Source organism: Flavobacterium suzhouense, from assembly GCF_042684765.1.
Lineage (GTDB): Bacteria > Bacteroidota > Bacteroidia > Flavobacteriales > Flavobacteriaceae > Flavobacterium > Flavobacterium suzhouense.
On the sequence record NZ_JBHUMD010000007.1, the window covers coordinates 159298 to 173939 of the forward strand.

Sequence of the window (14642 nt, forward strand, 5' to 3'; positions counted from 1 at the left end):
CTTAAGCTAAGGCGGGTGGTTATTTTATAACACTAACTTTTGTACCATCCTGCAGATTGATCTGACCGCTGGTTACTACCACATCGCCTTCTTTAAGGCCGCCAAGGATTTCTACCTCTTCTCCAAAGATGCGTCCCGGAGTTACTTTTATAAGTTTGGCAACACTGTCGTTAACTACAAATACCTGACGGTTTCCTACACCACCCACAAAAGCTACCCTTGGTACGGTAAGTACTGATGCCTGGCCAGAATTGTCTTTATTGCCAAATGTAGCCGAACCATACATACCGGCTTTAATCTGGTTGTTAGGGTTGTTAGTGATTTCAATATCAACAGGGAAGTTTAATGATGCATCAGCTTTAGGAGCGATGAAAGTGATCTTTCCTGTAAATTGCTTGTCAGGATAAACGCTTACGCTTACAGGTACCTGAGTGCCAAGTTTTAGAGTTGCCACCTGTTGTTCTGTAACGGTAACTCTTAGCTTAAGTGTAGAAACGTTTACAAGTTCGAACAATACAGTACCCGGAGATACTACCGATCCCGGTTCGATGTTACGTTTATTTACAATACCATTTATGCTTGATTTGATAGAAGTATCACCAAAGTTTACTTTAGCCTGGTCATAACGTGCTTTTGCATTAGCAAGGTTAAGCTTAGCATTATCAAGTTGTTGTTTTGTTACACCACCGGTTTTATAAGCATTTTCATAACGGGCGTTGTCGGCAACAGCAGTTTGGTAAGCGGTTTGCGTGTTTTGAAGTTCAATAGAAAGATTATCTCCTTTTATTACAGCAAGTACCTGGCCAACGCGTACGGCATCACCTTCGTCAACTAAAACCTTTACCACACGGCCATTGTTCTCGGCAGGGAATTCAAGTTGCTGAGCAGCTTCAAAAGTACCGTTAGCGATATAATCAGTATTAGGTTTTTCGTTTTTAACGGTTGTAGCCTTAACAGCAACCGAGTTATTTTTTTGCGAAACTACAGCAGTTTCGGCATCATTTTTTGCTTTGTTTTTATTAAGTATGAAGGCGCCAAGAGCGATTACGCCTACACCTGCCAATATATAGATTACTTTTTTCATGGGGATTAGTTTGTTAAGGTTTTTAATTCTCCTTTAGCTTTTATAAGTTGCACTTCTGCCAGTTTATAGGTAAGCAGTGCGTTTGTATAATTACGTTGTGACGTGATATAACTGGTCTCTGCATCTAACAGGTCAGTTAATGATGCAAGGCCGTTTTGATAGTTGTTCTGAACATCGTCAAGTACTTCCTGAGCCAGCTTTACATTTTCTTTCTGGTTGGCAATATTGGTAAGGCTTACTACCATTTGTGATTTAGCATTCGAATAAGCCAGGTCAAGCGAAAGCTTAGTGTCTTTAAGATCTTCTTCCGTTTCGCGAATGTCTATATCGGCCTGTCTTACTTTAGCACGAGTACCAAAACCTGTAAAAATTGGGATATGTAAATTCATTGCAATAGCCGAAAAGTCAGTCCAGTATACACCGGCAGATGAAAGCTGAAACCAAGGCATTTTAGGTCCCTGACCAATATAATTATAACCTGCTGTTAGCGATAGCGTAGGGTAATATGCTGCCTGTACTGCTTTTTTATTGAACTCATACAGCTCTTTTTGCTTTTGCATTAATCGATATTGCGGAAGCTGGGTAGTATCCGGAGTATCGTTTAGCGATTGCGGTGTAACCTCAAATTGGGTGTCCGGTAAAACTATAGCTGTCTGAATTGGCATACCGATAAAGAATTTAAGCGCATTTTCCTGTTGCTCAAGGTTGCTGCGTAGTTGTGTACGTTCAGCATCAAGATTAGAAACGGTTACATTAATTCGGTCCAGGTCAATTCTTTTTGCAAGGCCATTGTCGAACTGACCTTTAATGATATCACGAATTTTTACCGTGTTTACATAGTTGCTGTCTACCACAGTAACCTGTATGCGTTGCACATATACATTATAGTAGTTGTTGGCTACCCTTTCTATTACCTGCTCATCGGTAAGTTCTGCATTTACCTGATAGAATTCACGCGTGGTCTTCGCAGCACGCAAACCTGTAAACACCGACTGGTCGAAGATGTTTTGGGTAAGGCTTACACCTGCTACCGAGCTCCATTTTTGGCCTAATGCCAAAAGTTGCGTGCCCTGTCCAAAATCCACAGCCGTTTGCTGTATGATTGGGTTATAGGTAAGGTTTCCACTTGCCGAAATGCTTGGTAGTGCTCTTGATCGTACCTCCTGAATCTGGTACTCAGCGTTCTCTACCGCTAATTTTGCCTTTCTTGCTTCGAGCTTGTTTTGCAATGCATAGTTTACGGCGTCCTTTAGCGTGAGTTCCTGGGCAGGTGCTGTTTGCGCCTGCATCCCCGGAATCGCCAATATAACCGTAAGCAAAGCAAGTCCCTTTGCCGTGAGGCTTTTAAAATCATTTATGATTTTCATGGTCTAACTGTGTTTATTGATGATGATTATTGTTTAAAAAGTGTTCTGATTATAATTTCCTTACGTTCGCTAAGGAGTGTGTCATAATATTCTTTGGTAAGGCTCATGGATTCCTGAATCAGTGGTCTCATAGAAATAGGGAAAGACATTAGCGAGATAAAATTCAACACAAATTGTTCCGGCCTCATCTTTTCGATGTTTCCTTTATCCATTTCAAGGGCAATCTCCAGGTAAAATTTGTCCAGCAGAGGTCCCATCTTGTCTTTGTCCTTAAATGCGCATCCCTGATTGGCCTGCGTTACCATATATATCTCTAGGTATGGGTACTTTTTTGATTGTTCAAAAAAGTTATCCAGATGCTGGCTTACTTTCTCTCTTAAAGGGAGGTTTGTGTTCAATATCTGCTCACTTAATTCCTGTTCCTGCCTTTGGGCATCTTCAAATACAATCTCAAAAAGCTTATCCCTCGATCTGAAGTAATAGTTTATAAGTGTACGGTTTACTCCTGCGGCATCGGCAATTTCCTGTGTGGTCGCATTAAAGCGTCCTTCGCCAAAGAATATGTTCTTGGCGGTTTCCATTATCAGCTTTTCTGTATCCTGATCCGTTTCCTTAACTAACATATTTGTTTAACTTTTATGTTTGACAAAATTGTCAATGCAAAATTAATGCGTTTTTCGCCTTGTTATATGTTAATATTTTGTTAATATTTTTTCAACTCTTCTATAAGTACATCAAGCCCTTTCCTGGTTGAAATTGCTCTTAAATGATATTCCAGATATTGTATTGTCAACGCATTTACTTCATATACTTCTGTTGGGAAGATTTCCGTATTCTTGATGCCGGTAAGACCGGTAAAGTAAATACGGGATACAAAATCAATGTTTATATCGGGTCTGTAAAGTCCACTTTCAATTCCTTTTTGTATGTTTTGAAGCATACAGCCGTGCATTTTTTCAAATTGTTTTGCGTGTAAAGTAAAAAAGGTCTGGGGGAAGAACTTTTGGAGCTGATAAAAGGGGGACGTTGTTTCGTTATTCAGTTTTCTGCTTAGAAAAGTTCGTATTGTAAAGATCTCCTCTATGGCATTTTTATTTAAATCGCATATTTTGTCTACCCCGTCAGATATTTGTTCAAAAAGATAAAATGTACTTGCCTGTACCAGTTCGTTCTTATTGGCATAATGCTGGTAAATGGTTTTTTTAGATATGCCCAGTTCGTTAGCAATATCGTCCATGGTTACACTTTTAAAGCCTAAAGTCATGTACATCTCATTGGCTTTCTGTAGGATAGTCTCTTTCATTAAATTCAAATTTCGGGGCAAATGTACACAAGGAAACTTTTAAAACCAAAAAAGTTTCCAAAGTTTTTGATTTTTTTAAGAATGAAGATTGTTTTTAAACTGTTAAAAGACAATGTTTTGCAGTTTATGTTTTGACTTTGAAGATTTTTGTTTTCTGTAGAGACGTTGCACTGCAACGTCTATCACATCGATGTTAGGGTGAAAATGGCAGACGTTGCACTGCAACGTCTCTACTGTAAGGTCAAATCATTTGGTATGATGTTATAAAATAAACAGGATTTTAAGAATTACATAAACTTTTGAAAGGAAAAGGAAAAAGGGGTATTTTAGCAGAAAAATTAGATAAATGCTCCCTATAGCACATTACCAGCAAATAGTTTCCGATTACTTTGCAAACACATCCTTTGAAAAAGAACCTGTAGATCTTTATAAACCTGTACAATATATACTGTCTCTGGGCGGTAAACGTATGAGGCCGGTGCTAACGCTGATGACGGCCGATATTTTTGGTGCCGATTGTAAAGAAGCGCTTCCGGCGGCTGTGGCGGTAGAGATGTTTCATAACTTCTCGCTGGTGCACGATGATATTATGGATGATGCTCCGTTGCGACGTGGTAACCAGACTGTACACGAAAAATGGAATCTTAATACGGCAATTCTCTCGGGTGATGCGATGCTGATACTGGCGTATCAGTTTTTTGAAGAGTATGAGCCTGAAACCTTCCGTTCGCTGGCAAAACTGTTCAGTAAAACAGCACTTGAAGTGTGCGAAGGCCAGCAGTGGGATGTTGACTTCGAAATGCGAAACGATGTTACCGAACCGGAATATCTTAAAATGATTGAGTATAAAACAGCGGTACTTGTAGGTGCAGCCATGAAAATGGGGGCGATTGTTGCTAAAACATCTCAGGAAAACTGTGATCTTATATATGACTTCGGACTTAATCTTGGGATAGCCTTCCAGCTTCAGGATGATTACCTGGATGCCTTTGGTGATCCGGCAACATTTGGTAAACAAATAGGCGGTGATATTATCGAGAATAAAAAAACATATCTTTATCTAAAGGCTTTGGCGCAGGCTAACGAGTTTGAAAAGCAAAATTTATTGCAATGGTTCTCGGTTCAGCCGGAAGATCATAGTGATAAGGTAGTAGCGGTTAAAAATATCTTCAGGCATACCGGTGCCGATGCTACAATAAAACAGGCTATAGAAGACTATACCTATAAAGCGTTTGCAACTTTAGAAAAGCTGGATATAGCCGAAGATAAAAAAGCATTACTGAAAAACTTTGGCGAAAGCCTGATGCAAAGAAATGTATAATGACGTTTACAGCACCTCTTAATACCGACCTTTTGCTTTCGGAAGCACAAAAAGAGCAGCTTTACATAAAACTTGTAGAGCAATTGAATAAAGATTTTACACTGGCTAACGAACCCGTAGATTTTGCTATTGAGATTACGCCTATCAATCTAAAGTTGGGTGTGCAGGATAAGATCTACAACCTCATTCAGCATAAGTTTGCCGAATACCTGAACCTTCTCTATATTATAGATGTACCCGAAAAAGATATCAAAGCCTTAAACGGCAGCGATATTGCCGAACTTGCTGAGCAAGTAGCTTTTTTGGTACTGAAAAGGGAATGGCAGAAAGTGTGGTTTAGGAATAGGTATTAATGCTATGAAAAACATTCTTCTTTTTCTGGTTCTTCTGGGTAATATCCTGGTTCAGGATAAACTCCCTTATGATGTAACAAAGCTTACAACCAAAAAAGAACTAAACTTTTATCAGACTGATAAGAGAGGGATAAAGTATAAGGATGTTGTTTATTATGTTGAAAACGATCTTAATGTGATTACGGCTTATCAACAAAGTGGTAAGGTAAAATGGAAAGTAAATTTTACAGAGAAGTTCACATCTGAAGTTATTGGAGAGCGTAAAATCCGATATATAAATATCGATAAGGATAAATTGCATGTAACCTATGCAAAGCATGATTATTTTGAAATTGACCTCAAAACAGGAAAGCTGTTTTATTGGGGGTCGGATTAAAAATAAACTCTTACAAACGGCATCCAGGCTTCACTGTATACATAATCGTTGTCGTTAAACAATACATTGTAACGGATGCCTATAATAACATTTCCGGTATTGTAACCGGCACCCAAAAATAATCCTGTGTTCCAGAAATCCCTGCTGTAACCATCATACATGCCAAACCGATCCGGTTCTACATCGAGGTTTACCCTTAGTTGTTCTAACTCTGCTGATAATTGCACCTGTGGGATTGGATTGAATAATCCTATTACACTCCCGCCATACATCCATGATGAATAGAGGTTTTTTTGTTCGGAGTAGCTTCCCTGTATTCCTACGCCTAAAGCAACATATTGGTTAAACTGGTAAATAGCCTGTGGCGCAAGGGTTACATCGGTATAACCGCTTCCAAAACCGGCTCCTATGGCGCCTCCAAAACGTACCTTGCTCCAAAAATCATTTTGTTGTGCGTTAACGGCTGTAAAACACATAAAAAAACTTATGGTTAGTGCAGCTTTTGTTAAAAAACTTAAGATGTCTGATTTCATGGCGGATAGTATGTGAGGTTTGAAATATAAATATATAAAAAACACTGAAAGATTATTACAAATATTGTACTTTTGCATAAAATTTTTTAAAAACAAAGGTCATAAAGACATAGGTATGGACAGGTTTTCCTTTTTAAACGCAGCACATACTGCTTTTTTTGCAGATTTATACGATCAATATATAGAGAATCCGGACAGCGTTGAACCAAGCTGGAGAAGCTTTTTCCAGGGGTTTGATTTTGGTAGTACTGTAGAGTACGGAGGCGGATTTGAAACTCTTGACGCTCCCGGAGCAGCTACTGCTACCGCAACTCAGCCGGTATCTGATTATTCAGGTATCCCTGAAAAACTTCAGAAAGAATTTAGGGTGCTAAATCTTATTGAAGGCTACCGCACTCGTGGCCACCTGTTTACCAAAACCAATCCGGTTAGGGATAGGAGGATCTTTACTCCTTCATTAGCACTTGAGAACTTCGGTCTTTCAGATGCCGATCTTAATACTGTGTTTGATGCAGGTAAAGAGGTAGGTCTTCAAAACGCTACTCTTGCCCAAATCGTAGATCACCTTCGTAAGGTATACTGCCAGCACATTGGTGTTGAGTATATGTACATACGTGATCCGCAGGTAAGACAGTGGATTCAAAACAGGCTTACAGTTAACGCTAACCAGCCTTCTTTCTCTGCTGATCAGAAAAAAAATATCCTTGGTAAATTAAATGAGGCAGTTTCTTTCGAGAACTTCCTTCATACTAAATATGTAGGTCAGAAACGTTTCTCTCTTGAGGGATGTGAGTCGCTTATCCCTGCTCTTGATGCACTTATTGAAGGTGCGGCAGACAAAGGCGTTGAGCAGTTTGTAATGGGTATGGCTCACCGTGGTCGCCTTAACGTTCTTGCTAACGTATTTGGTAAGTCGACTTCAGATATCTTCAGTGAGTTTGATGGTAAAGACTATGATGACGACGCCCTTTTTGATGGTGACGTAAAATACCACCTTGGTCTTACAGCTGACAAGAAAACAAGAAACGGTAAACAGATAAATATCAACCTTGCGCCAAACCCTTCGCACCTTGAAACTGTAGGTGCGGTTATAGAAGGTATCGCAAGAGCAAAACAAGACAGGCATTATGCCGACGATTTCTCTAAAGTGCTTCCTATCGCGTTACACGGTGATGCTGCCGTAGCGGGTCAGGGTATCGTTTATGAGATCGTTCAGATGGCTAAGCTTGATGGTTACAAAACAGGAGGAACAATCCACGTTGTGGTAAACAACCAGGTTGGTTTTACAACCAACTATCTTGATGCACGTTCGTCAACCTACTGTACAGATATCGCTAAAGTAACGCTTTCGCCGGTACTTCACGTAAATGCAGATGATGCAGAAGCTGTTGTACATGCTATGTTGTTTGCGCTTGATTACAGAATGGAATTTGGCAGTGATGTATTTATCGATCTTTTAGGATACAGAAAATATGGCCACAACGAAGGTGATGAGCCTCGTTTTACACAGCCTAAACTATACAAGATCATTGCTAAACATAAAAACCCAAGAGATATCTATGCTGAGAAGCTTATAGCTGACGGCATTATCGCTGCGGATTATGTAGGTGGTCTTGAAAAAGAATACAAAGCAGTTCTTGAAGAGAATCTTGAGGCTTCAAGAAAGAAAGAGCTTACTATCATCACTCCATTCATGCAGAACGAGTGGGAAGGTTATGCTCAGGCTGACGAGCAGGAAATGCTTAAAAAGGTAAACACGACTTTCTCTAAAGACATGCTTACCGATATCGCAAAAGTGATTACAGAACTTCCTTCTGATAAAAAATTCATTAATAAGATACAAAAGCTTATCAACGACAGAAAGACGATGTATTTTGATACCGATAAGCTGGATTGGGCTATGGCCGAATTGCTTGCTTACGGTTCATTGATGACAGAAGGATATGATGTTCGTATCTCAGGACAGGACGTAGAGAGGGGTACTTTCTCTCACCGTCATGCGGTAGTAAAAGTTGAAGATTCAGAAGAAGAAGTAATTCTTCTTAACCACCTGAAAGACCAGAAAGGTAAATTCCACATATTTAACTCGCTGCTTTCAGAATATGGTGTTGTAGGTTTTGATTACGGTTATGCCCTTGCAAGCCCTAAAACACTTACCATCTGGGAAGCGCAGTTTGGTGACTTTTCTAACGGTGCGCAGATCATGCTTGACCAGTATATCTCTGCTGCCGAAGATAAATGGAACAACCAAAACGGACTTGTGATGCTATTGCCTCACGGTTACGAAGGCCAGGGTGCTGAGCACTCTTCGGCGCGTATGGAGCGTTACCTTCAGCTTTGTGCAAACCACAATATGTATGTGGCAGACTGTACAACGCCGGCTAACTTCTTCCACTTGTTAAGAAGACAAATGAAAACTACATTCCGTAAGCCACTTATCGTGTTTACACCTAAGAGCTTACTACGTCACCCGTTAGTGGTTTCTTCTGCTGATGAGTTTGCAAACGGCAGCTTCCAGGAAGTGATAAACGACCCTGCAGCAGACGCTAAGAAAGTAAAAACGCTTGTGTTCTGTACAGGTAAGTTCTACTATGACCTTATTGCTGAAAGAGAAAACCTTAAGCGTGACGATGTAGCCTTTGTAAGGATAGAGCAACTGTTCCCGCTTCCGGTAGAGCAGATCAAAGAAATCATAGCACAGTATCCTAATGCCAATGATTATGTGTGGGCACAGGAAGAGCCAAGAAACATGGGTGCTTACAGCTACATGCTTATGAACTTTAACGAAGTTAAGTTCAGGCTTGCGGCTCCAAAAGCATACAGTGCACCTGCGGCAGGTAGCTACACACGTTCTAAAAAACGTCATGCAGCAGCTATCGCTATGGTTTTTGACAAAAACTTATTTAATTAATTATCGTACTTTTGATTTTCAAAAAAGATAGGAAACACCAATAAAATTATACTGACATGATTTTAGAAATGAAAGTCCCTTCACCGGGGGAGTCGATTACAGAGGTTGAGATCGCAACATGGCTTGTAAAAGACGGAGATTATGTAGAGAAAGATCAGGCAATTGCCGAAGTTGATTCAGATAAAGCAACACTAGAGCTTCCTGCTGAGGTTAGCGGTATTATTACCCTTAAAGCTGAAGAAGGTGATGCAGTAAAAGTAGGGCAGGTAGTTTGCCTTATCGATACTGATGGTAAGCCAAGCGGTGATGCTGCTCCGGCTGCTGCAAAAGCACCTGAGGCTCCTAAAGCTGAAGAGAAAAAAGAAGAACCTAAAGCTGCTGCTCCGGCTCCGGCTGCACCTGCAAGCTATGCGGCAGGTACTCCATCTCCGGCTGCTAAAAAAATATTAGACGAGAAAAACATTCCTGCTGCTGATGTTACCGGTACAGGTAAAGGCGGAAGAATAACTAAAGACGATGCTGTAAACGCTACAGGTAAAGCATCTATGGGTACTCCTACAGGTGGTAACCGTGGTTCTGAGCGTACTAAGCTTTCTATGCTTCGCCGTAAGGTAGCTGAGCGTTTGGTTGCTGCTAAAAATGAAACAGCTATGCTTACCACGTTCAATGAGGTAAACATGACACCTATAAACAATGTTCGTAACGAGTTTAAAGATGCATTCAAAGCAAAACACAATGGTGTGAGCCTTGGTTACATGTCATTCTTTACAAAAGCGGTTGTAAGAGCACTTCAATTGTTCCCGGATGTTAACTCAATGATTGACGGTGACTTTAAAACGACTTATGATTTTGCTGATATCTCTATTGCTGTATCTGGTCCTAAAGGACTTATGGTGCCTGTAGTAAGAAATGCTGAAACACTTACATTCCGTGGTATTGAGGCAGAGATCAAACGTCTTGCACTACGTGCACGTGATGGTCAGATCACTGTAGATGATATGACAGGTGGTACATTTACGATCACTAACGGTGGTGTATTCGGAAGTATGCTTTCTACACCAATCATTAACCCTCCACAGTCAGGTATCCTTGGAATGCACAACATTATCGAGCGCCCTATCGCTGTAAACGGTAAAGTTGAGATCCACCCAATGATGTATGTGGCACTTTCTTACGACCACAGAATCATCGACGGACGTGAGTCAGTTGGTTTCCTTGTAGCGGTTAAAGAAGCTCTTGAGAATCCGGTTGAACTACTTATGGACAACAATCCTAAAAAAGCGCTTGAACTATAGTTCTAAGCTCATTATAAAAAAAGAAACCCCCGCTCAATGAGCGGGGGTTTTCGTTGATGGGGATATTGGGGAATCAGTTTACTTTTAAACCACTTGTTATTGGTTTTTGGGTTGAGTGCAATATAACCAGAACGATTAGCAGATAATCAGGTAAAAGTACCTGATTTAGTAATAAAATAAACCCTGCTTTACAAGCAGGGTTTAAGGGTTGATTGGTTTGTATGTTGTTATGGCAGCGCATTCAATGCGGAAATAAGAGCTGCATCAGTTGTTGTTGAAATATCGGCATTTGTAATGTTTATTAATCCGTTAGGAGCAATTACAGCAGGTTTTATAGCATATTTCCAGTTTCCGGTTACAGGGTCATGCGTTACAAAGATTGCATAAGCATTCATGCCTACAATTACCTGTCCATAGTGTTCGTTAAACCTGTTATTAGGGTAGTCGAACGTATCCATTGGAGATATTGAATTGCTGATTCCCTGATAAGCAAGATAACATTTAGAGTTTGACGGGTTATAAGCCGTAGGGACCTGTATCTGGATAGTAGTTCTTTGTCCCGGCAGTGCATCTAGCTTATCGATGTTGCACCAGCCCCAGCTAAGTACTTGGAAGATGTATTTGTCGCCATTTTCTTCTACCGGATCAGGATTGCCCTGCTCGTCTTCTTTTTCGTCCCATTTGGTATCGCCTTCAGGATCGGGTGCGCCATCACCATTGGTGTCTTCTCCGTCAGACTCCCATGTAGTCATGCCGTCTTGTCCCGGGTCGTTTTCGCTTCCCTCGTTACTTGTAAGGTCTTTTGGTACCTCAAGTACTACAGGAGTCCCCTCGTCTACCTGCTGGCCTTCTTCTGTTGTTACGTTGATGTAGAATTCACCTCCTGAAAACAAGCGGTTCATTTGCGGATCGTCAGGGTTATTCTCTCCTATAAAGCCCATTGTGGTCTTGTTGGCCGTAACCATGTCTCCAAGGCTGAATATCTCAACATACTCAATGTTCACATTACCACTAACAGGGTGTCCGTTTACAGTTAGCTGCTGAGGATTGAAATTGATGATTACGCCATTGTTCGTTTTAATTGCGGCACGTTCCTGATTTGTACTTACCGTAAAGTGCTGTGTAAGTTTGTTTACAGCTTTAGCCTGCAAAGCCGAAAGACCGTTTTCTTTAGCTTTTAAGTTTGTAGTAGAGTTTGATGTTGCGTTTTCTTCCGTGCTGCACGCAGCAAAAAGAATCGCTGCCGCAGCAGCTTTAAAGAACAAATTGTGTTTCATAATAATTTAGTTTTAGGATGATTGATCAATTAAATAGCAGGTAGCTAGCATTTTACTAAATAATTGTGAAACGAATGTAGTTAAGTAATGAAACGGAGAGCTAAATATTCTTTAAGAAGGTTCTTTTTATCGGCGTAAGGAAAATGAGTCGTTAAAGTTTTATTAAAATCAATTTAAGGAAAAGTTTTTGTGGTTGATTATCGGTAAGATAAAATCTACAGTGCTTTAAAAACAAAATCCCTGTATTGGGGTACAGGGATTTGCTACTCTCAATTAATAATAGAAATCATTTTTTTAAGGTAATGCATCTATGAGGGCAATAAGTTCAGCTTCGGTAATAGTGTCGAGCTCAGTATCGTCTATAACAATAATCTGATCGGCAACAATGGTTACAGGTTTAATGGCATATACCCATTCTCCGTCCTGTTCGGATACAAAGATCACATAACATTCCAGCCCGATAGGGATTTGTCCATAATGCTCACTGAAAAGTTCGGTATCTTCATCATATACGTCTAATAGGGCAAGTGCATTGGTTTCGCCTACATAGGCAACAAAAACCTTGCTGTTTGTATCATCATACCCCTCAGGGACATCTACATATATGGTGGTTTTTGGTCTTGGGTCGCTATAGAAACGGTCGATATTGGTCCATCCAAAATGGTTAAAGTAACAATAGTAGTTACCGCCTTCGGCACCTACACCGGCTTCCTGTTGTCCCTGCGGGTTGTCCGGATTAACTTCATCCCATACAACGTTGCCATTCTCATCTTCAGCACCAAACCAAATCGTCATGTCATTATCCTGTCCTCCGGTAAGGTTTGTGGGAACCATCAGCTGCATTCCGCAACCCATTTCAAGCTGAACACCATCTTGTGTGGCATTGATATAAAATTCACCTCCGGAGATAAGCAGGCCTTTTTCGCCATTTGGCATAAGTCCCATAGTGGGTTTGCTTGCTGTAAGCATGTTACCGCGGTTAAAAACTTCTATATATTCAAGATCTACGCTTCCGGTAACAGCTACTCCGTTTTTAGTCAGGCAAGCCGGATATAGGGATATCTGAACACCTTTTTCAGATGTAAATGTCACAACGCTTTGAGAAGCATCGAAAGTAAATTCCTGTTTCAGGTTTTCAAGAGCTTCCTGGTGCAGTGCGTTAAATTCGGCTGCAGTTGGTGCTTCGGGAGTTTCAGGAACTTCCGGATTAGGGTTTGATGGATTTTCGGGAATGTTTTCTTCAGGGGTAACTATGTCTACAGGTTCATAATCGCAGGCACTGAAAAACGCGAAAAGTAAAAGTGCAGGCAAGAGTAATATTTTCCTTTTCATGATTGTAAGATATAAGTTAGTTTATGTTCATTATGAATTTGCATGCTCTATTGAAACAATTTACTTTTTAAATACCCTACCGGGATTAAAATTATGAAATAGTATAAAAGCGAAAACCCTGATGCCAAACATCAGGGTTTTCAATATATAGATGCCTTGCGGCAGATAAAAAGTAAGGTGGTAAAATTTAGTAGTTTATTATTAGATGTGTAAACTGCCCGATGGTTGCGTGTTAAAATAAAAAAAGCCCCATGAAGGGCCTTTTAGAGGTATTGGTGTTATTCTGTTATAATCTTTATTGTTTTAGATGCACTACCTGAATTTACAGTTACAAAGTAAATACCCTTGCTAAGAGAGGTAACATCAATCTGTACTGCGTTACCATTTACAGTTTTGGTAATTACTTTTTGCCCTAAAGCATTCACTATAGAAACCGAATTTATTTCCACGGCATTTTCAATATTCAATACATTGTTGGCAGGATTAGGATAATAACGCAGTCCATTAAAAATGAAATCGTCATTGCCTAAGATAAGATTTACGGTTACCGCAAGGCGTTGCGAGCTCTCTACACCATTTATTGTTTGTGATGCATAGTAAGTCTCACCGTCAACAAGCAGTGTAGTAAGAGGTAATGGCTGGCTTGTTCCATCAGGGAAATCCGGCATTCCTTCGCCATCATTATCATACCACTGAATGTTTTGGCCTTCTACTTCAAGATCGGCTAATGTTTCTCCCTGTGTAAACGATTGTTCAGATGATCCTGTTGGAGGTGGTGGCATAAATGGTTCATCAGCCAGGACTTCAATAGTAATGTCTTTTATAACATAGCAAGCTGATCCGGTAGCATTGACCCTTACATAAATGATTGTAGATGTAGTTACATATGATTCAGGGTTTGATATGTAACTGATTCCCATTTGCGCAAGAGTTTCTGATACGTAATATGAGACTTCTAAATTTGTCCATTCCTGTCCGGTTAATACCTGATTGTCTAAAGAAGTCAAATCTATCGGTTCAATCCCGTCTCCGTTTCCGTCGGTAAGATATACTGTGGGTATTTCCGGAATTGGGTTAGGTATAGGTACAACTATGAGATTAAAACTGGTGATAACATAATTTTCAGGATTTGTAATTTCGGCTACTCTCGCATAAATTGTTGCTGCGGCAGAATAATAATTGGTAGGAGCGCTAATAGGGTATAATCCTTCTTCAGCGCCTCCACTGGTTTGGTGATAAGATACAGTATACAAAGATGCATCCAGCCCTGCCAGCATGACTATAGAGTTATAGGATAAATCAAATTCAGTAATACCATCGTAGTTGGTGCCAGTTTGGTTCAGGAAATTAATTGCATCACATTCGGAGATGTCTACAGGAGGATTAATGTTTGGTTGTGCGTAAACAATACCTCCGAAAAGCAGCATAAGTAGTAATTTCTTCATAAAAATTGATTTAGTTGGTTAATTATAAGATGCTTATATTATTAA

Annotated in this window: 13 protein-coding genes; 5 read left to right on the forward strand and 8 right to left on the reverse strand. The window is 40.2% G+C overall.

Annotation, left to right across the window (positions count from 1 at the left end; translation table 11 throughout):
* Nucleotides 1–19 precede the first annotated feature (19 nt).
* From ACFSR3_RS05980 to ACFSR3_RS05995, 4 genes are all read right to left on the reverse strand, one after another.
* Nucleotides 20–1084: an efflux RND transporter periplasmic adaptor subunit gene (locus ACFSR3_RS05980; protein WP_379820155.1), complete on the reverse strand. Its 1065-nt coding sequence runs from the start codon at nucleotides 1082–1084 to the stop codon at nucleotides 20–22.
* Between the two features lie 5 nt (nucleotides 1085–1089).
* A complete protein-coding gene (locus ACFSR3_RS05985; RefSeq protein WP_379820156.1) occupies nucleotides 1090–2451 on the reverse strand; it encodes a TolC family protein in 1362 nt (453 codons plus the stop codon).
* Nucleotides 2452–2477: 26 nt separating this feature from the next.
* On the reverse strand, nucleotides 2478–3074 hold the full coding sequence (locus ACFSR3_RS05990) for a TetR/AcrR family transcriptional regulator (protein WP_379820157.1): 597 nt from the start codon (nucleotides 3072–3074) through the stop codon (nucleotides 2478–2480).
* 80 nt (nucleotides 3075–3154) lie between these two features.
* On the reverse strand, nucleotides 3155–3754 hold the full coding sequence (locus ACFSR3_RS05995; protein ID WP_379820158.1) for a TetR/AcrR family transcriptional regulator: 600 nt from the start codon (nucleotides 3752–3754) through the stop codon (nucleotides 3155–3157).
* 346 nt (nucleotides 3755–4100) lie between these two features.
* On the opposite strand from ACFSR3_RS05995, the gene ACFSR3_RS06000 reads away from it, so the two are divergent.
* From ACFSR3_RS06000 to ACFSR3_RS06010, 3 genes are read left to right on the forward strand one after another with little or no spacing between them, the layout of a single operon-like run.
* Complete coding sequence (locus ACFSR3_RS06000; RefSeq protein WP_379820159.1) at nucleotides 4101–5075, forward strand: polyprenyl synthetase family protein; 975 nt, start codon at nucleotides 4101–4103, stop codon at nucleotides 5073–5075.
* Nucleotides 5075–5428 (forward strand): hypothetical protein, encoded by a 354-nt coding sequence (locus ACFSR3_RS06005; protein ID WP_114758163.1) that lies wholly within the window; start codon nucleotides 5075–5077, stop codon nucleotides 5426–5428. Before ACFSR3_RS06000 ends, ACFSR3_RS06005 begins: the two co-directional genes overlap by 1 nt.
* Before the next feature lie 4 nt (nucleotides 5429–5432).
* On the forward strand, nucleotides 5433–5804 hold the full coding sequence (locus tag ACFSR3_RS06010; protein WP_379820160.1) for a hypothetical protein: 372 nt from the start codon (nucleotides 5433–5435) through the stop codon (nucleotides 5802–5804).
* On the opposite strand, the gene ACFSR3_RS06015 is transcribed toward ACFSR3_RS06010, so the two are convergent.
* Nucleotides 5801–6337, reverse strand: a complete 537-nt coding sequence (locus tag ACFSR3_RS06015) for a hypothetical protein (protein WP_379820161.1) — start codon at nucleotides 6335–6337, stop codon at nucleotides 5801–5803. The genes ACFSR3_RS06010 and ACFSR3_RS06015 overlap by 4 nt on opposite strands.
* A 115-nt stretch (nucleotides 6338–6452) precedes the next feature.
* Here ACFSR3_RS06015 and ACFSR3_RS06020 point away from each other — a divergent pair, with 115 nt between their 5' ends.
* Together ACFSR3_RS06020 and odhB are read left to right on the forward strand one after the other, a co-directional pair.
* The gene (locus tag ACFSR3_RS06020) at nucleotides 6453–9248 is read left to right on the forward strand and encodes a 2-oxoglutarate dehydrogenase E1 component (protein WP_379820162.1); all 2796 of its coding nucleotides are present in this window, start codon (nucleotides 6453–6455) and stop codon (nucleotides 9246–9248) included.
* 56 nt (nucleotides 9249–9304) lie between these two features.
* Nucleotides 9305–10543 (forward strand): 2-oxoglutarate dehydrogenase complex dihydrolipoyllysine-residue succinyltransferase, encoded by a 1239-nt coding sequence (gene odhB, locus ACFSR3_RS06025; RefSeq protein WP_379820163.1) that lies wholly within the window; start codon nucleotides 9305–9307, stop codon nucleotides 10541–10543.
* A gap of 227 nt (nucleotides 10544–10770) precedes the next feature.
* Here the strand turns inward: odhB and ACFSR3_RS06030 are convergent, their stop codons facing one another.
* From ACFSR3_RS06030 to ACFSR3_RS06040, 3 genes are all read right to left on the reverse strand, one after another.
* Nucleotides 10771–11820, reverse strand: coding sequence for a hypothetical protein (locus ACFSR3_RS06030; protein WP_169519864.1), 1050 nt, complete (start codon nucleotides 11818–11820; stop codon nucleotides 10771–10773).
* Nucleotides 11821–12114: 294 nt separating this feature from the next.
* Complete coding sequence (locus ACFSR3_RS06035; RefSeq protein ID WP_379820164.1) at nucleotides 12115–13152, reverse strand: hypothetical protein; 1038 nt, start codon at nucleotides 13150–13152, stop codon at nucleotides 12115–12117.
* A 278-nt stretch (nucleotides 13153–13430) separates the two neighbouring features.
* Nucleotides 13431–14597: a T9SS type A sorting domain-containing protein gene (locus ACFSR3_RS06040; protein WP_379820165.1), complete on the reverse strand. Its 1167-nt coding sequence runs from the start codon at nucleotides 14595–14597 to the stop codon at nucleotides 13431–13433.
* Between the last annotated feature and the right edge of the window lie 45 nt (nucleotides 14598–14642).